Source organism: Methylophilus aquaticus (genome assembly GCF_030769565.1).
Classification (GTDB): Bacteria; Pseudomonadota; Gammaproteobacteria; order Burkholderiales; family Methylophilaceae; genus Methylophilus; species Methylophilus aquaticus.
In genome coordinates this window covers 1-18,343 of the sequence record NZ_JAVCAP010000001.1, presented here as the reverse complement: position 1 = coordinate 18,343, position 18,343 = coordinate 1, and the positions used below count along the sequence as shown (strand labels likewise).

General features: G+C 46.8%; 18 protein-coding genes. 16 read left to right on the top strand and 2 right to left on the bottom strand.

Annotation, left to right across the window (positions count from 1 at the left end; genetic code table 11):
* The first annotated feature begins 24 nt into the window (after window positions 1-24).
* The 16 genes from Q9291_RS00090 to Q9291_RS00015 all read left to right on the top strand — a co-directional run bounded on the left by Q9291_RS00090 (window position 25) and on the right by Q9291_RS00015 (window position 16,816).
* The gene (locus Q9291_RS00090) at window positions 25-876 is read left to right on the top strand and encodes a ParB/RepB/Spo0J family partition protein (protein ID WP_306387899.1); all 852 of its coding nucleotides are present in this window, start codon (window positions 25-27) and stop codon (window positions 874-876) included.
* A gap of 157 nt (window positions 877-1,033) precedes the next feature.
* Complete coding sequence (locus Q9291_RS00085) at window positions 1,034-1,426, top strand: ATP synthase subunit I (RefSeq protein WP_306387898.1); 393 nt, start codon at window positions 1,034-1,036, stop codon at window positions 1,424-1,426.
* A gap of 30 nt (window positions 1,427-1,456) precedes the next feature.
* Window positions 1,457-2,281: a F0F1 ATP synthase subunit A gene (gene atpB, locus Q9291_RS00080; RefSeq protein WP_306387897.1), complete on the top strand. Its 825-nt coding sequence runs from the start codon at window positions 1,457-1,459 to the stop codon at window positions 2,279-2,281.
* 50 nt (window positions 2,282-2,331) lie between these two features.
* Window positions 2,332-2,598, top strand: coding sequence for a F0F1 ATP synthase subunit C (gene atpE / locus Q9291_RS00075; RefSeq protein ID WP_055830697.1), 267 nt, complete (start codon window positions 2,332-2,334; stop codon window positions 2,596-2,598).
* 75 nt (window positions 2,599-2,673) lie between these two features.
* Window positions 2,674-3,144 (top strand): F0F1 ATP synthase subunit B, encoded by a 471-nt coding sequence (locus Q9291_RS00070; RefSeq protein WP_306387893.1) that lies wholly within the window; start codon window positions 2,674-2,676, stop codon window positions 3,142-3,144.
* Window positions 3,145-3,168: 24 nt separating this feature from the next.
* On the top strand, window positions 3,169-3,705 hold the full coding sequence (locus Q9291_RS00065; RefSeq protein WP_306387891.1) for a F0F1 ATP synthase subunit delta: 537 nt from the start codon (window positions 3,169-3,171) through the stop codon (window positions 3,703-3,705).
* 16 nt (window positions 3,706-3,721) lie between these two features.
* Complete coding sequence (gene atpA, locus Q9291_RS00060; RefSeq protein WP_306387889.1) at window positions 3,722-5,263, top strand: F0F1 ATP synthase subunit alpha; 1,542 nt, start codon at window positions 3,722-3,724, stop codon at window positions 5,261-5,263.
* A gap of 29 nt (window positions 5,264-5,292) precedes the next feature.
* Window positions 5,293-6,162, top strand: coding sequence for a F0F1 ATP synthase subunit gamma (atpG, locus tag Q9291_RS00055; protein ID WP_306387888.1), 870 nt, complete (start codon window positions 5,293-5,295; stop codon window positions 6,160-6,162).
* Between the two features lie 71 nt (window positions 6,163-6,233).
* Window positions 6,234-7,670, top strand: a complete 1,437-nt coding sequence (gene atpD, locus Q9291_RS00050) for a F0F1 ATP synthase subunit beta (protein WP_306387884.1) — start codon at window positions 6,234-6,236, stop codon at window positions 7,668-7,670.
* Between the two features lie 88 nt (window positions 7,671-7,758).
* The gene (locus Q9291_RS00045) at window positions 7,759-8,184 is read left to right on the top strand and encodes a F0F1 ATP synthase subunit epsilon (protein WP_306387882.1); all 426 of its coding nucleotides are present in this window, start codon (window positions 7,759-7,761) and stop codon (window positions 8,182-8,184) included.
* An 84-nt stretch (window positions 8,185-8,268) separates the two neighbouring features.
* Window positions 8,269-9,639 carry a bifunctional UDP-N-acetylglucosamine diphosphorylase/glucosamine-1-phosphate N-acetyltransferase GlmU gene (gene glmU, locus Q9291_RS00040; RefSeq protein WP_306387880.1) on the top strand — a complete coding sequence of 457 codons (1,371 nt, stop codon included), beginning with the start codon at window positions 8,269-8,271 and terminating at the stop codon, window positions 9,637-9,639.
* 7 nt (window positions 9,640-9,646) lie between these two features.
* Window positions 9,647-11,482 (top strand): glutamine--fructose-6-phosphate transaminase (isomerizing), encoded by a 1,836-nt coding sequence (gene glmS, locus Q9291_RS00035; protein WP_306387877.1) that lies wholly within the window; start codon window positions 9,647-9,649, stop codon window positions 11,480-11,482.
* 106 nt (window positions 11,483-11,588) lie between these two features.
* Window positions 11,589-12,803, top strand: coding sequence for an EAL and HDOD domain-containing protein (locus tag Q9291_RS00030; RefSeq protein WP_306387875.1), 1,215 nt, complete (start codon window positions 11,589-11,591; stop codon window positions 12,801-12,803).
* 100 nt (window positions 12,804-12,903) lie between these two features.
* The gene (locus Q9291_RS00025; RefSeq protein WP_306387873.1) at window positions 12,904-13,359 is read left to right on the top strand and encodes an Hsp20 family protein; all 456 of its coding nucleotides are present in this window, start codon (window positions 12,904-12,906) and stop codon (window positions 13,357-13,359) included.
* Between the two features lie 195 nt (window positions 13,360-13,554).
* Window positions 13,555-15,219, top strand: a complete 1,665-nt coding sequence (gene ettA / locus Q9291_RS00020; protein WP_306387871.1) for an energy-dependent translational throttle protein EttA — start codon at window positions 13,555-13,557, stop codon at window positions 15,217-15,219.
* 503 nt (window positions 15,220-15,722) lie between these two features.
* Window positions 15,723-16,816, top strand: a protein-coding gene (locus tag Q9291_RS00015) for an IS3 family transposase (protein WP_370530710.1) whose coding sequence is annotated in 2 segments (ribosomal slippage) — window positions 15,723-15,978 and window positions 15,978-16,816 — 1,095 coding nt in all. Because the reading frame shifts where the segments join, the coding sequence is not laid out codon by codon here.
* Between the two features lie 50 nt (window positions 16,817-16,866).
* Here Q9291_RS00015 and Q9291_RS00010 read toward each other — a convergent pair.
* Window positions 16,867-17,505: a hypothetical protein gene (locus Q9291_RS00010; RefSeq protein ID WP_306387866.1), complete on the bottom strand. Its 639-nt coding sequence runs from the start codon at window positions 17,503-17,505 to the stop codon at window positions 16,867-16,869.
* 145 nt (window positions 17,506-17,650) lie between these two features.
* Window positions 17,651-18,343 (bottom strand): hypothetical protein (locus Q9291_RS00005; protein ID WP_306387864.1); only part of this gene is annotated, 693 nt, incomplete at its 5' end.

Here is an 18,343-nt window from a genome sequence, read left to right as displayed (position 1 = left end):
ATTAATTAACAAGGAATCAGCAGTATGGTAAAGCCTAAGGGACTGGGGCGTGGGTTGGATGCATTGCTGTCTGGCGACACGGGGGAGATTGCGCAATCAGATACATTGCGAACATTAAATGTCAGCCAATTGTGTCCGGGTAAATATCAACCCCGGTCATACATGAATGAAGAGGCGTTACAAACGCTGGCAGATTCAATTCGCTCGCAAGGCATTATGCAACCAATATTGGTGCGTGAATTAACAGCCAACCAGTTTGAAATTATTGCCGGTGAACGCCGTTGGCGCGCCGCACAAAAAGCAGGGTTGGCAGAAGTGCCAGTATTGGTGCGTGATATTGCCGATGAGGCCGCCTTGGCCATGGCCCTGATTGAAAACATCCAGCGGGAAAATTTAAACCCCTTGGAAGAGGCAATGGGCATCAAACGCCTGATTGATGAATTCAGCATGACGCATGAAAAAGCGGCGGAGGCTGTGGGCCGTTCCCGGGTCGCTGTTTCAAACCTGTTGCGTTTGTTGACGCTGACACCCATGGTGCAGGACATGTTGCTGGATAACCAGATTGATATGGGGCATGCGCGTGCATTGATCGGGGTTGAGCCGGCACAACAAATCATGCTGGCTAATAAAGTTGCCCATGAAGGATTGTCTGTGCGTGAGGTTGAGCGACTCATGCAACAGTCTCCCGGGAGCAAGCCAAAAAATAAAGAAAAAGTGCAGCCGGATGTTGCCGCATTACAGACACAACTGAGCGAAGAGTTGGGCGCGGATGTGGTCATCAGTACAAAAACTAATGGCTCGGGTGTGCTTAAATTGAGCTACGCGAATTTGGACCAGTTGGATGATTGGATTGCAAAACTGAAGGCTGGCAAGTGAAAATGATGCGTTAAATAGCGTATTTCTGCAGGAGTGCTGGATTTTTCCAGCACATTCAGACAGTTATGCTTACGCTTACGCTTGACTTCACGCGATGAATAATTCAAAATCTCGCGTCTTTGTAGCATTTTGCCTTGAATTTTTGTAGTCAACCCCCATGAGCACATTGGAAAACCAGCAGTCAGCCAGGCAAATGTACCGTAATATGTTGCGTTGGCAAGTGCTGGCCACCTTGGGTGTGGCGCTGTTAGCAGGTATTCTTGCAGGAAGTTCAGCGAGCATTTCAGCATTGTTGGGTGGCACTTCTGTGATTGCAGGCGCATGGACTGCCGCAAAAATTGCAGAAAAAGGTCAGTCAAACATGCAAGCAACCGCCGCACTGCTGAATTTATTAAAAGCAGAAGCTGTAAAAATTTTGTTAATCGCGATCATCTTGTTTGTGATTTTCAAGTTTTACCATTCTCTGGTGCCTTTTGCACTGATTGCAGGACTTGCTGCTGCTGCGTTGTTTTCAGGTGCAGCATTGGCAAAAGCACAAACCGAAGTGTAGACAAGTTAATTTAAAAAATAGTTTGAGATTATGACAACTGAACACACACAACAAGCTGAACACGCACTGACCCCTTCCAGCTATATTCAACATCATCTGGGTTTTAATGCGCAATCCGTAGGCGATGCCAGTTTTTGGACGCTACATGTGGATACGCTGGCAATGTCCGTTATTTTGGGTTTAGTTGTGATGGGACTAATCTGGTGGGTGGCACGTGGCGCGACTGCAGGTGTGCCGACGAAACGTCAGGCGTTTGTGGAGCTGGTGTTTGGTTTTGTGGATGATCAGGTTAAAAATATTTTCCACGGCGATCGTCACAGTTTTATCGCACCAACAGCATTGACGGTGTTCTTGTGGGTGCTTGCGATGAATGCCATGGACTTCCTGCCTGTCGATATATTTGCCAAATTGATGCACGGCCTGGGTTTCGAGCATTGGCGCGCAGTCCCAACTTCTGACATCAACACGACTTTTGCACTTGCACTCGCTGTCTGGTTTTTGATGATTTTCTTCTCAATCAAGGCAAAAGGCCTCGGTGGCTGGATTCATGAACTGTTCTGTTCGCCGTTTGGTTCTAATCCACTGGTATGGCCAGCCAACTTCTTGTTCAACCTCATTGAGTATGTTTCCAAGCCACTGTCCCATTCCTTGCGACTGTTCGGCAACATGTATGCGGGTGAGATTATTTTCTTGTTATTAGGCATGTGGGCAGCTACAGGTTTGGCTGGTACCATATTTGGTGCAATTCTAGGTGCTGGTTGGTCTATCTTCCACATTTTGATTGTTGCCTTGCAAGCCTTTATTTTCATGATGCTGACTGTGGTCTATCTGGCCATGGCGCATGAATCACACTAAATTAGCGTAGTTTGTAGTTGTTTTTAAATCTTTATAAGAGAGGGTAATAAATGGAAGCATTAGCATTGATTCAAGCCTACACAGGTATTGGTATCGGTTTGATTATCGGTTTGGGTGCCGCTGGCGCTTGTATCGGTATTGGTATTATGTGTGCCAGTTTCCTGGAAGGCGCTGCACGTCAACCTGAAATGATTCCAGCTTTGCAAGGTAAAGTATTCCTGCTGTTGGGTCTGATTGACGCGTCCTTCATTATCGGTGTTGGTTTGGCAATGATGTTTGCATTTGCAAACCCATTGTTGAGCGTTGTTGCCCAGTAATTAAACGGTAATCACGCCCGGTAGGGTTTAAGTGCTGACTTAAACCTTTCAACCAACCAGTATGATGGATCAAAAATGAATATTAATTTCACACTCGTCGCGCAAGCAATCGCATTTGCAGTGTTGATCTGGTTCACAGTGAAATTTGTTTGGCCACCGCTGTTAAAAGCGATAGAAACACGCCAAAAAGAAATTGCTGATGGTTTGGCTGCAGCGCAGGAAGGCAGAAGTGCCTTGGAAGTGGCTGCGAAAAAATCTGAAGCAACTTTGAACGAGGCCAAGCAGAAAGCAAGCGAGATCATTGGGCAAGCTGAAAAGCGCGCCGCGCAAATTATCGATGAAGCCAAGGGCAATGCCAAGGTTGAAGGTGATCGCATTATTGCAGGTGCCAAAGCCGAGATTGATCAGGAAGTGAACCGTGCCAAGGAAGGCCTGCGTACACAAGTATCTGCACTGGCCGTGGCTGGCGCAGAAAAAATCCTGCGTAAAGAGATCGACGCCAAAGCGCATAGCGATATGTTGTCCAAACTCGCTGCGGAACTTTAAGGTAAGAGGGATAAAGGATAAAACATGGCTGAACTCTCAACCATTGCAAGGCCTTATGCTGTCGCTGCCTACAAGTTAGGCAAGGAAAAAAAGGCATTGGCAACATGGTCTGAAATGTTGGCATTGGCGGCTGCGGTGGCTGCTAATGACCAAATGAAAAATTTGATTGATGACCCCAAACTGAATGCAGCAGATATTGAATCTGCATTTCTTAAGGTCTGTGGCGAAAAGCTCAACGAACAAGGGCAAAATTTAATCAAAATTTTGGTTGAATACGGTCGTTTATCCTTATTGCCTGCTATTGCTGAAGCGTTTGAGGCTTTGAAAGCACAAGATGAAGGCACCTTGGACGCTCAAATCATTGCTGCTGCAAAAATTACGGCAACACAAACCAAAGATTTGGTAAAACGTCTGGAAGCCAAGTTCGGCAAGAAAATTGAAGCAACGGTTTCGGTAGATCCTGAAATTATCGGCGGCATCAAAATTATTGTTGGCGACACCGTCATCGACGCGTCTGTCCAAGGTCAGTTACAAAATTTAGCCTATACGCTCACAGCATAAGGCATAGGAGAATTAAATGCAGTTATCTACATCAGAGATTAGCGAGCTTATCAAAAGCCGTTTGGAAAACTTCTCTACTACCGCTGAAGCACGTACCCAGGGTACCGTGATTTCGGTGACAGACGGCATTGTGCGTATTCACGGTCTGTCTAATGTCATGGCTGGCGAGATGATTGAGTTTCCAGGCAACACCTTTGGTTTGGCACTGAACCTGGAGCGTGACTCCGTGGGTGCAGTGGTGCTTGGTGATTACGAGCACATCACCGAAGGTGACGTATGTAAATGTACCGGCCGTATTCTGGAAGTGCCAGTAGGTCCAGAACTGATTGGTCGCGTCGTGAATGCCTTGGGTCAGCCAATTGATGGCAAGGGCCCGGTTAAAACCAAGCTGACGGACAAGATTGAAAAAATTGCACCAGGTGTGATTGCACGTAAATCAGTGTCACAACCAGTACAAACTGGCTTGAAATCTATTGACTCCATGGTGCCAGTGGGTCGTGGTCAGCGTGAGTTGATCATTGGTGACCGTCAGACAGGTAAAACGGCTGTTGCAGTCGACGCAATCATCAACCAGAAGGGTCAGAACATGACCTGTATCTACGTTGCGATTGGTCAAAAAGCCTCTACGATTGCCAACGTGGTACGCAAACTGGAAGAGCACGGTGCGATGGCTTACACCATTATCGTGGCTGCTTCAGCATCTGATTCTGCAGCATTGCAATTCCTGGCGCCTTATGCAGGTTGTACCATGGGTGAGTACTTCCGTGACCGAGGTGAAGATGCACTGATCGTTTACGATGACTTGTCCAAGCAAGCGGTGGCTTACCGTCAGATATCCCTGTTGCTACGCCGCCCACCAGGCCGAGAAGCTTACCCGGGTGACGTGTTCTACATCCACTCACGTTTACTGGAGCGCGCAGCACGTGTGAACGAAGAGTACGTAGAAAAATTCACTAAAGGCAAAGTCAAAGGTAAAACAGGTTCATTGACTGCGTTACCTGTAATTGAAACTCAAGCGGGTGACGTATCTGCATTCGTTCCTACCAACGTGATTTCGATTACTGATGGTCAGATATTCCTGGAAACAGACTTGTTTAACGCAGGCGTACGTCCAGCGATTAACGCCGGTATTTCAGTGTCACGCGTGGGTGGTGCTGCACAAACAAAAATCATCAAAAAACTGGGCGGCGGTGTGCGTCTGGCACTCGCACAGTATCGTGAACTGGCTGCGTTTGCGCAGTTTGCTTCTGATCTGGATGAGGCAACCCGTAAACAGCTGGACCGTGGTCGCATGTTTACCGAGTTAATGAAGCAGGCACAATATGCACCATTAAGCGTTTCAAATATGGGTGTAAGCTTGTTTGCAGCAAACAAAGGCTTCTTTGACGACGTGCCAACCAATAAAGTATTGGCATTTGAAAATGCATTGCATGGTTTCCTGAACTCCAAGTACAAGAACATCATGGATGCGATTGAGTCCAGCAAGGATTTGAGCGGCGACAACGAAAAAGCGCTCGAAGCGGCGATTCAAGATTTCAAAGCAACCAACGCTTATTAATCTCTGACACTTCGACTTAGGAACCTAATATGGCAGGTAGTAAAGAGATTAGAACCAAGATCAAAAGTGTAGAAAATACACGCAAGATCACCAAAGCGATGGAAATGGTGGCGGCTTCGAAAATGCGTAAGGCGCAGGACAGAATGCGCGCCTCACGTCCTTATGCGGACAAAATCCGTAATGTGGCTGCGCATCTCTCCTTTGCACAATCCGAGTATCGTCATCCGTTTTTAATCAAGCGTGATGTAGTGAAAAATGTGGGTTTGATTGTGGTCAGTTCGGACAAAGGTCTGTGCGGTGGTTTGAACACTAACGTACTGCGTTTGTCCTTGAATCAGATGAAAACTTGGGAAGCTGAGGGCAAAGGCATCAGCGTGAGTGCCATCGGTAACAAAGGCTACGGCTTTATGAACCGGATTGGCGCACAGGTAAAATCACACATCACAGGATTGGGTGATACACCACATCTGGAAAAACTGATCGGGAGCATCAAAGTGATGCTGGACGCTTATATTGCCGGTGAAATTGATCAGCTTTACATCTGCTATACCAAGTTCATTAACACCATGAAGCAAGAGCCTACTATGCAGCAATTACTGCCATTGTCTGGCGAGCAGCTCGGTAGCCCGACCGGTCATTGGGATTATATCTATGAGCCCGAGGCAAAGCCTGTCGTGGATGAATTGATGACACGCTATATTGAGTCACTGATTTACAACGCTGTGGCGGAAAATATGGCTTCAGAACAATCTGCACGTATGGTGGCGATGAAGTCTGCATCAGACAACGCGAAGAGTGTGATTGGTGAATTGAAACTGGTTTACAACAAGGCGCGTCAGGCTGCGATTACCAAAGAGATTTCAGAAATCGTTGGTGGTGCAGCGGCGGTATCGTCCTAAGTGAAGATGCTTCGTGCATCTGCAAGTAAAAGAATTTAATTGAATCTGACTCTATAAAGTTAGGAAAGAAAATGGCAAAGGCAAATCAAGCAGTAACAGGTAAAGTAGTGCAGTGTATTGGCGCTGTGGTTGACGTGGAGTTTCCACGCAATCAAATGCCTAAAGTATTTGATGCATTGATTATTGACGACAAGGATTCCAACGCGGAAGCCGGTTTGACACTAGAAGTGCAACAGCAATTGGGTGACGGCATTGTACGTACCATTGCCATGGGCTCTTCTGACGGCTTGGCACGCGGCACCGCGTTTAAAAATACGGGCTCTGCGATTTCAGTACCTGTAGGTGAAGGTACATTGGGTCGTATTATGGACGTATTGGGTCGCCCAATTGATGATGTGGGTCCGATTGATTCAAAAGAATTCCGTACCATTCACCAGAAAGCACCAGCCTTTGAAGAGCTGTCTCCTTCTGTGGACCTGCTGGAAACAGGCATCAAAGTGATTGACCTGGTTTGTCCATTTGCCAAAGGTGGTAAGGTGGGTCTGTTCGGCGGCGCGGGTGTGGGTAAAACCGTGAACATGCTGGAACTGATTAACAACATTGCTAAACAGCACTCTGGTTTGTCTGTATTTGCCGGCGTGGGTGAGCGTACCCGTGAAGGTAACGACTTCTATCACGAAATGGCAGAAGCTGGCGTGATCAAACTGGATAACATGAAAGAATCAAAAGTAGCCATGGTGTTCGGTCAGATGAACGAACCTCCAGGCAACCGTTTGCGCGTAGCGTTGTCAGGCTTGACCATGGCGGAAAAATTCCGTGATGAAGGCCGTGATGTGTTGTTCTTTGTTGATAACATTTATCGTTACACACTGGCCGGGACTGAAGTGTCTGCCTTGCTGGGCCGTATGCCATCAGCGGTGGGTTACCAACCTACCCTGGCTGATGAAATGGGTCGCCTGCAAGAGCGTATTACTTCTACCAAAGTGGGCTCTATTACTTCTATCCAGGCCGTATATGTGCCAGCCGATGACTTGACAGACCCATCACCAGCAACGACCTTCCAGCATTTGGACTCCACCGTTGTATTGTCACGGGACATCGCATCACTGGGTATCTACCCAGCGGTGGATCCACTGGATTCAACCTCACGTCAGCTGGACCCATTGGTAGTTGGTGAAGAGCATTACTCTGTGGCACGTTCAGTACAGCAAACATTGCAACGCTATAAAGAGCTGCGTGACATTATCGCGATCCTGGGCATGGACGAACTGTCACCAGAAGACAAGCTGGCTGTAGGCCGCGCACGTAAAATCCAACGTTTCCTGTCACAGCCTTTCCACGTGGCTGAAGTATTTACTGGCGCACCAGGCAAATACGTTTCACTGAAAGAAACCATCAAAGGCTTTAAAGCTATTGTGGCTGGTGAGTATGATCACCTGCCAGAACAAGCCTTCTACATGGTAGGTGGTATCGAGGAAGCAATCGAAAAAGCAAAAACACTGAACTAATTTTCTGAGCAGGGCGAGGCAGATATCCATGATATTTGTCTCGTTTGAAGAAAAGAACAAATTAACAGTGATTTGAAAAGAGAACATTATGGCAAATACCGTGCATATTGATGTAGTGAGTGCAGAAGAATCCATCTTCTCAGGTGAAGCCGAGTTTGTGGTTGCACCAGCAGGCGGCGGTGAAGTGGGTATATATCCAAATCACGCCCCGATGATTACGACCATCAAACCAGGGGCTTTACGCATCAAGCAGTCTTCAGAGCAGGAAGAGACCTTGATCTTTATTTCCGGTGGCATGCTGGAAGTACAGCCTGGCATGATTACAGTGCTCGCTGATACTGCCATTCGTGGTCAGGATCTGGATGAGGCGAAAGCAATCGCTGCTAAAGAAGCCGCGGAAGAAGCCTTGAAAAATAGATCAGCTGACATTGACTATGCTGCTGCACAGGCGGAACTGGCAGAGGCTGTAGCACAGATTCAGGCAATTCAGAAATTACGTAAAACAATACACTAGACTGTCAGTGTGAGTTCAGTAGTGATTTAAAAATCAGGCGGCCTAAAAGCCGCCTTTTTTATTGCGTTGAGATAAAATAAGCACATGACACCACTCAATATTGTAATTCTGGCAGCAGGTAAAGGTACGCGTATGCGTTCTGATTTACCCAAGGTATTGCATGCAGTAGGGGGCAAGCCTATTTTGCATCATGTCATTGCCACCGCAAGAAAGCTGCAACCACAAAAAATCATCATCGTTTACGGTTTTGGCGGCGAACAGGTAAAGCAGAATACGCCCGGTGACGACTTGCAGTGGGTGTTGCAAGCCGATCAGCTTGGTACCGGCCATGCGGTACAACAAGCCCTCCCCTTGCTGGATATACAAGCCAAAACCCTGATTTTACTTGGAGATGTGCCGCTTGTGGATGTAGAGGCGTGCAGAGAAATGCTTGAGGCAGCAGCACAGCATCTTGTGGTACAAACGTTTATCAAACCAAACCCTGCTGGCTATGGACGCATTGTGCGTAATGCAGCGAACGAAGTGATTGCGATTGTTGAGCATAAAGATGCAGATAATACGCAGCGCGCTATTCAGGAAGTGAATACCGGCATCATGGCCATGCCAAATACCGGTTTACAGCGCTGGTTAGCCCAACTGAATAATCATAATGCGCAGCAAGAGTATTACCTCACTGATATCATTGCCCTGTCAGTAAAAGAGAACAGCCCAGTGTATGCGCATGTTGTGAGCGACGAGTGGTCGGTCACCGGCATCAACTCAAAATTGGATCTTATGCAGATTGAACGCGTGTTTCAGACCAGATTCGCCGAACAGCTGTGTATGCAAGGCGTCACCGTGCTGGATGCACAACGCATAGATGTTCGTGGTGAATTGCAATGCGGTCGCGATGTTGTGATTGACGTCAATTGTGTATTTGAAGGTCAGGTGACACTGGAAGATGGGGTGGAGATTGGCGCCAACTGTGTGATCAAAGAGGCACACATTGCCAAACATAGCAAAATTGCGCCATTTACCCACATTGATCAGGCTTCAATAGGTGCTAGCAGTAAAGTCGGCCCATTCGCGCGTTTGCGCCCTGGTAGTCAATTGGCAGCTGAAACGCACGTGGGTAACTTTGTCGAAATCAAAAATGCATCACTCGGCATCGGCAGCAAGATAAATCACCTCAGTTATATCGGGGATGCGACCGTCGGCGCCGATGTGAATATTGGTGCTGGTACGATTACCTGTAATTATGATGGCGCCAACAAGCACCTGACTGTTATTGAAGACGCTGTGTTTGTCGGTTCGGATACGCAGCTAGTGGCTCCCGTGACTGTTGGTAAGGGTGCAACCATTGCCGCAGGATCCACAATTACCAAAGATGTCCCGGCAGGCAGCCTTACCTTGTGCCGCGCCAGAGAACAACGTTCTATTCAGGGATGGAAACGTCCGCAGAAAGTGAAGAAATAGATAAATCATGTGTGGCATTGTAGGCGCAATTGCGCAAAGAAATATTGTCCCTATCCTGATAGAAGGCCTGAGCAGGCTGGAGTACCGTGGTTATGATTCCGCCGGAATCGCCGTGCTCAACCAACAGATTGAACGTGTACGTGCGGTCGGCCGCGTTGCCGAACTGGAGCGCAAAGCGCAAGGTTTGTCGAGCTTCATTGGTATTGGACATACACGCTGGGCGACGCATGGTGGAGTCACCGAGCAGAATGCACATCCGCATGTATCGCCCACACAAGACAACCCGCAAATTGCAGTCGTGCATAACGGCATTATCGAGAATCACGATGAGCAACGCGATCGTCTGACAGCACTCGGCTATGCGTTTCACTCACAAACTGACACTGAAGTGATTGCGCATCTTGTGCATTACTACTATCAGCAAACACGGGATTTGTTGCAAGCGGTTAAATTAACCATCAGCGAATTGACAGGTGCTTATGCCATTAGCGTGATCGCATTGGAAAACCCGACACAAATGGTGGTAGCCAGACTGGGATGTCCTTTACTGATAGGACTGGGTGATGGCGAAAACTTTGTCGCTTCAGATGTTTCGGCTGTATTGTCAGCCACCCGTAGAGTGATTTATCTGGAAGATGGCGATGTGGCGAGTTTAACTTCGGCCGGCGTCGTCATTTATGATAAAACACTGCAAGTAGTCGAGCGTAAAGAGCACCTGAGTGATGTCTCACTGGCTTCCCTTGAATTGGGCCCTTATAACCACTTTATGCAGAAAGAAATTCACGAGCAACCGCGTGCAATCAGCGATACGATTGAAGCACTGATTGATGATGGCGCATTCAGAACAGAACTGTTCGGTGTTGAGGCCGCAGATATTTTCAGTCAGATAGACAGCGTATTGATACTGGCTGCAGGCACCAGTTATTACGCAGGCTTGACCGCAAAATACTGGCTGGAGAGTATTGCCAGAATACCCACCTCGGTGGAAATTGCCAGTGAATATCGTTATCGTGAGTCCGTACCGAATCCAAAACAGCTGATCGTGACCATTTCACAATCCGGTGAAACCCTGGACACCATGGAAGCACTCAAGCATGCACAGAAGCTGGGTCACACGCATAGCCTCGCCATTTGTAACGTGCAGGAAAGTGCTATTCCACGTGCCTCATCCCTGGTGTTTTATACCCGTGCAGGTGCCGAGATTGGCGTTGCCAGTACAAAGGCATTTACGACGCAATTAATTGCGCTCTTTGTGTTGGCAGTGACGTTGGCAAAAGAACGCGGTTTACTGTCCCCTGCCCAAGAGCTGGCTTATTTGAGCGACTTGCGACAAGTGACCGGCAGCGTACAAATTGCCTTGAACCTTGAACCACAAATTCGAGAATGGGCTAAACAGTTTGGCGACAAGGAACATGCCTTGTTTCTTGGTCGCGGGGTGCATTTCCCGATCGCGATGGAGGGTGCACTTAAATTAAAAGAGATTTCTTACATCCATGCTGAAGCCTATCCGGCCGGTGAACTCAAGCATGGACCACTCGCACTGGTCGACAGCAATATGCCGGTGGTTGTGATTGCACCCAATGATGTCCTGCTGGAAAAAGTAAAATCCAACATGCAGGAAGTCAAAGCGCGCGGTGGTCAGCTCTTTGTATTTGCAGATGCGGATAGTCATTTTAATGCCTCTGAAGGGGTACATGTGATTCGTACACCACGCCACGTTGGCGTGCTTTCGCCCATCCTGCATGTGATTCCGGTGCAGTTGCTGGCTTATCATGCGGCCCTGCTTAAAGGGACTGATGTTGATAAACCCAGAAATCTGGCTAAAAGCGTGACAGTAGAATAATAGTCAATTGTGATAAACCCCCGGTAAAACGGGGGTTTATTTTCGTTAAGAACTCTGCGCTACGCAATTACACTGATAACCGGTAAAAAATCTTTGGATCACAGCTATGTCACAACACAGCATTATTAGCCGGCGGCCTGTAGTCAATGCCAAGCAGCAGATAGTTGGCTATGAGTTTTTCTTCAGCAGCCAAACGGATGACAGTAGAAACCTGTCGGAAGAAGACGTAGAGTCTTGTGCCAAAATATTGTCCGCAACCTTGGATGGCATACAGGAGCAATGGGTGCTTGGTCAACAGATTGCATTTATTCATGTCGATCATGTCATGCTCAATATGGCGTTTATTGAGCTAATGCCTGCGGATAAAACGGTGCTGCAAATTATGCGTCAAACAAAGGTGACACCAGATATTATTGCCCGTTGTGAAATGCTTAAAGCAGCCAAATTCAAAATTGCGCTCGACAATCCACAGCAATATGAACACCTTGCGCCACTGATAGCAGTCGCAGATTTTATTAAAATTGATATGCGCGACGTTAACAATGCGCAAGCCAGTGCTTGGTTAAAAAAATACCAGGCCATCCAGCGTCCGCTTATTGCTGAAGGCATTGAGTCCAGAAATCAATTTGCCGAATTGCAAGAAGCTGGTTACAGGTATTTCCAGGGTAATTTTTATGCAAAGCCAGAAAATATCAGCGTTAAAGTGATCAACCCAAGTTTTGAGGGGGTGCTGAGCTTACTCAATCTGGTCAGCCAGGATGCTGAAAACCGTGTGATTGAAAACGGGTTCAAGCGTGATACGACACTCAGCTACAAGTTACTCAGATATATCAATTCCGTCGGCTTTGGTTTGTCCTGCGAAGTGCAATCGATTGGGCATGCATTGACCATACTGGGACGTAACCAGCTTTATCGATGGTTGACATTACTCATGGTGACGGCTGGCGATAATTCGACCTCGTCTGCATTGATGAAAACATCGATTATTCGTGGCCGTTTGACCGAGTTGCTGGGCGAGGCACTTTTTGAAAAAAAGGATAAAGACAATTTGTTTGTAGTGGGCGTATTTTCATTGCTTGATGTGATCTTGAAAATGCCAATGGAGCAGGCGCTGGAAAAGCTGCAATTACCCGAACCGATTGCAGACGCGTTGCTATATCGTACAGGTGTATTTGGCCCTTTCTTGCAGTTAACTGAAGCCTGTGAGGATAACAATAGCGTAGAAATAGTAAAACTTGCCGAGTTATTACAACTTAACCCTAACCAGATAAACCAGTGCCATATTGACGCTTTGGCCTGGACAGAAACGTTAGGCTTGTAGGGACTTGAAAAAATAAAACGATGATCAAATATTAAAACTACAGATGCTTGCAACTCGAGGTCTGTAAAAGTTCATCGCTTATTTTTGAAAGGATAAACCTATGCGTCATTATGATTTAACTCCACTGTATCGCACTGCCATTGGCTTTGATCGTTTAGCCAAAATGCTGAATGATGTGCAAAGAAACGAAAACGAATTAAGCTACCCACCCTATAACATCGAACTGGTGGATGAAAACGCTTACAAAATTATCATGGCGGTCGCCGGTTTTAACGAGGCTGAGCTGGAAATCGAGAGCGAACAGCAAACCTTGCGTGTCACAGGCCGCAAAGCAAAAAAAGAACAGGAAGCCACCTTCCTGCATCGTGGCATAGCCACCCGTGATTTTGAGCACAAGTTTCAGCTGGCCGACCACGTCAAAGTGACTGGTGCACAGCTTGAACATGGCCTGCTCACTATTGCGTTGGTCAGGGAACTACCTGAAGCCCTGAAACCACGCAAAATAGAAATCGGCATCCAGGTAAACCCCACCTTGATTGAGCAAAAAGCAGCTTAAACTGCTTTAGATAAAAAAGGGCCTGAGGGCCCTTTTTTATTGCTGTCCAATAGTCCCCGAGCCTGGAGATAAGATCTCTGTCTTTCATTTTAAAGGTTGCATGGCAAGTTACGCGGATGCCATCAGTGTGCTCAAGTCGACAATCCGGATATGGGTTAAAATACATTTTTTGTATGTTAGGTGATTGAGAATCTTATGGCGCAATATGTCATGTCCATGCTCCGCGTGAGCAAAATCGTGCCACCCAAACGGCAAATTATCAAAAATATTTCCCTGTCCTTTTTCCCTGGTGCAAAAATTGGTCTGCTCGGGCTAAATGGTTCAGGCAAGTCAACAGTGTTGCGCATTATGGCCGGTGCTGACAAAGAATACGAAGGCGAAGTGCAATGGCAACCTAATATGACGATTGGTTACCTGCCACAGGAACCACAACTGGATGCCGATAAAACCGTGCGTGAAGAAGTGGAAAGCGCCCTCGGTGCCGTGATGGAGGCCAAGCAAAAGCTGGAAGAAATCTATGCTGCCTATGCTGAGCCGGATGCTGATTTTGATAAGCTGGCCGAAGAACAGGCCAAATACGAAAACATCCTCACCACCAGCGGCAGTGATACCGAGCAGCAGCTGGAAATTGCCGCGGATGCGCTGCGCTTACCGCCGTGGGAGGCCAAAATTGGTCCGCTGTCGGGCGGTGAAAAGCGCCGTGTTGCGCTGTGTAAATTGTTATTGTCCAAACCTGACATGTTGTTGCTCGATGAGCCGACCAACCATTTGGATGCAGAGTCTGTAGAGTGGCTGGAACAGTTCCTGGTGCGATTCCCCGGTACAGTCGTTGCGGTCACCCATGACCGCTACTTCCTTGACAATGCCGCCGAGTGGATTTTAGAGCTGGACCGTGGCGAGGGCATTCCATGGAAAGGCAACTATTCCAGCTGGCTGGAGCAGAAAGAAGACCGTCTGGCCCAGGAGCAAAAACAGGAAGACGCTCACCGCAAAGCCATGAAGCAGGAGCTGGAATGGGTACGCCAGGGCGCCAAAGCCCGTCAGAGCAAGAGCAAGGCCCGTTTGGCCCGCTACGAAGAAATGTCCAGCCTCGAATACCAGCGTCGCAACGAAACCCAGGAAATCTTTATCCCGCCAGGCGAACGTCTGGGCAATCAGGTCATAGAATTTAACGGCGTGTCCAAAGGGTTTGGTGACCGCCTGCTGATTGATAACCTGACATTCAGTGTGCCGCCGGGTGCGATTGTTGGCGTGATCGGTCCCAACGGTGCGGGTAAATCTACCCTGTTCCGAATGCTACAGGGCAAAGAGCAGCCTGATAGTGGCGAGATTGTGATGGGTCTCACGGTCAAGCTTGCCGCAGTTGATCAAACCCGTGATGGTTTGGATAACGATAAAACCGTATTCGAAGTGATTTCTGGTGGTCTGGATATCCTCTCTGTCGGTAAATTCGAGATGCCGAGCCGTGCCTATATCGGCCGTTTTAACTTCAAGGGTGGCGACCAGCAGAAAGTCGTTGGCCAGTTGTCGGGAGGTGAGCGTGGTCGCCTGCACTTGGCCAAAACATTGATTTCCGGGGCGAATGTGTTGCTGCTGGATGAACCTTCTAACGACCTGGATGTGGAAACCCTGCGTGCGCTGGAAGATGCTCTGCTAGAGTTTTCTGGTTGCGTGCTGGTAACCTCGCATGACCGCTGGTTCCTGGACAGAATTGCGACGCATATTCTGGCGGCCGAGGGCGATTCACAGTGGACCTTCTTCAATGGTAACTACCAAGAATACGAAGCCGACAAGAAAAAACGTCTTGGAGAAGAGGCGGCCAAGCCTAAACGTATACGTTACAAACCGATTACGCGATAACAGCAACACTTATCAATAAAAAGGCCCTGTAAAAACAGGGCCTTATTCAATCTATATTTACAATTAGTAATATTGTGAGTCTAAAATGGTTATATTCACCATAAACTACATGCAATAAACTTTAACCATTGAAATAGTTAAAATATTCATATATTTATCTATACATATATTAAAAAATGTAAATAAAAAGCTTGAAATCGCCATTATTGCCATTTTAATTAACAATACTGACTACCTGTGGGAACCAGAAAAACATAGAGTCCATGATTAGTGCAACCAGTAACCTAAACCATCTGGCAAATCAAATCCAAGGTAGGTTCTGTCTAATTTTTCTTCCCGTTTCTTTATCGTATTTTTGAAAGCACTGTTGTTCAGTTTCCAATTTAAGAGCTTTGTTTGTTGAAATTCAGATTCAGATGTTAGCTCATAGATATCTTTTGACCTGCTCCCCGTTTGCCCTACCAATTAAAAGTTAGTAAAGTCCACTCAATGGAGTGGATGTAATGAAGAAGAGCAGATTTACCGAAGAGCAAATTATTGGTTTTTTGAAGGAAGCAGAAGCTGGCGCACCAGTGACTGACATTTGTCGTCGAGGTGGCTTCAGTGATGCTACGTTCTATAAGTGGCGTGCCAAGTTTGGCGGCATGGAGGCGACTGAGGCGCAACGGCTCAGAGCACTTGAGCGAGAGAACTCGGAGCTTAAGAAATTGCTGGCAGAAGCGCATTTGGATATGGCAGCACTGAAGGTTGCCTTTGGGGTAAAGCGCTAGCCCCACAAGCGAAACGTGATGGCATACAGCGCATTCTGGATGCTCAGATGCTGTCAGAACGGCGTGCTTGTCGTTTAGTGGGGTTATCCAGATCCAGCTGGCGTGACACGCCACAGGATTCGCATCAAACAGCTGAGTTACGTGAGCGTATCAAGGTAATTGCTCATCAGCGTCGCCGCTTTGGTTATCGACGTATTCACGACCTACTGCGATTCCAAGGCGTTACAGTCAATCACAAGCGTATTTATCGCTTGTATACAGAGCAAAAACTCGGCGTTAAGCGCCGTAAGAAAGCAAAGCGTCCTGTCACTGAACGTGCTGAATTGCTGGTGCCTGATGCCCCTAATCAGGTATGGAGTATTGACTTTGTCATGGACAGTCTGGCCAATGGCAGAAAGCTTAAATGTCTAACAATTGCAGATGACAAGACACATGAGTGTGTTGATATTGCAGTAGACCACGGCATTGGCGGACTGTACGTGACCAGAGTATTGGAACAGGCGGCCAGGTTCAGAGGATTTCCCAAAGCGATTAGAACAGATGGTGGACCGGAATTCACCAGTCGGGCATTCATGGCTTGGATGCATACCCATGGGATTGAGCATTTATTGATTCAGCCAGGTAAACCCACGCAGAATGCCTACATTGAATCGTTCAATGGTAAATTCCGTGATGAGTGTTTAAACGAGCAATGGTTTGAGACACTCGCACAAGCGAGAAAGACAATTGCGCTGTGGCGACAGGACTACAATGAAGTTCGACCTCACAGTAGTTGTGGCAGGATTCCGCCAGCAATTTACGCCCAGAAATTAAGGCATGCAAAATGATTTTTAACGGACTTTGCTAACTTAAAAATGGTATGGTTTTTGGGGGCAGGTCAAAGCGACAGACTCTCTCTCTCGTCACTCCAAACTTCAATCAGTTTCTTCCGAGAAAGATTTAACAAAGTTGGATAACCAATGTACCAACTCTCAAAATCTTTTTTTAGCTTGTATATAGCCTCACCAGCAAGATCAGATATTGACTGTACTGCAGACGCGGCCTTTGGAGATACTTTATCTCCAACTAACTGCCAAGAGACGCAACACAGAGCTGCCATTGCATTAAAATAATCGCTCTTCCAATCAATTATGATGATTGGAAGACCAACATCTAATGCTTTTTCGAAAAGATCGTTTTCAAGCTGCTCTGGAACATCTCGGGTGGAAGCAAGAATCCATGCTTCAAGTGAAGCATCCCGTTTTAATGCATGATCAATTTCTCCAAGTAACTCCCTATCTTTTAACGAGGTTTTATCCTGATATCTCTTACACTCGATACGGAGGTTCCTCCCTTGACGACCTGCTGTACCCGCGTCAGCACCATGTTGAAATCCAGATTTTGCTACAGACACTCCGATCTGCAATATTTCTGAAATCAAGCCTGCGACCAACTCCTCAAATACTTTAGTCGAAATACTTTGAAGTTCCTTTTGTAAAACTTCTAAATTCTTCGCTTGATCGGGTGTGAATATCATCCTCTAATTTCCTGGCAAGAAGGTTACTGCAATGATTAAGTCTTACTGATCTTTCCTCTCTCGCTAAGATCAATTACGATCAATTTTGCTGCTTTTTTAATAAAGTCGATTTTTTAATTTGAACAATTGTTTTGGAATCACTTACTCAAATAGCATTTGCCACTGATTGAATGCAAACATCAAATTTAGCTTTGATATTTTGCAAAGCTATATCTCCATCTTTGTTCTTCTGATTCACCTCATCTTGAGTATAGGTTGCACCTGCTACCTTGATCTTTGCAGTTTGTTTCCATGATGTGACCTTGGCCATAAAATTATTACTCCCTTTTTGTCTTTCGATTTCTTCGTTAATTTTTTTATCTATGAATTCTTGAGCTGCTGTCTCATCATCCGAAGAAGGAGGCTTATTATCTTTATCCCTTTGTAAAGCTAATTTTAGCTTATCAATATCGGGTGCAAGCAATGACACTTTAGACTGTGCGTTCTCCAATCTTGAGTGTATTTGCTGAAATGTACTATGGGTATACTCTTGTACAGTCATGTCTTTTTGTGATCCAGTAACCTCTTCATAGATAGCGATGTTCTGTTGTTCATCTGGCGAGACTTTATCCAACGTTTCAAATACGCATACCGCACCTTTTTCAGCACTTCCTAGATTGTTGGCTTGGATAGCAAACTGATATCTAGCAGGTGCAATTTCCGAGCCACCCGCTAGAGCACAGAGGTGGACCCGGAAAACTGGACAGTGTTTTAAGTGATATTCTTGCTTAACCTTGCAGCCGATAGGCGGCAGAAAGCAGAGAAAGAAAGCAATGAAACGTACCCGAAGAACCCACGC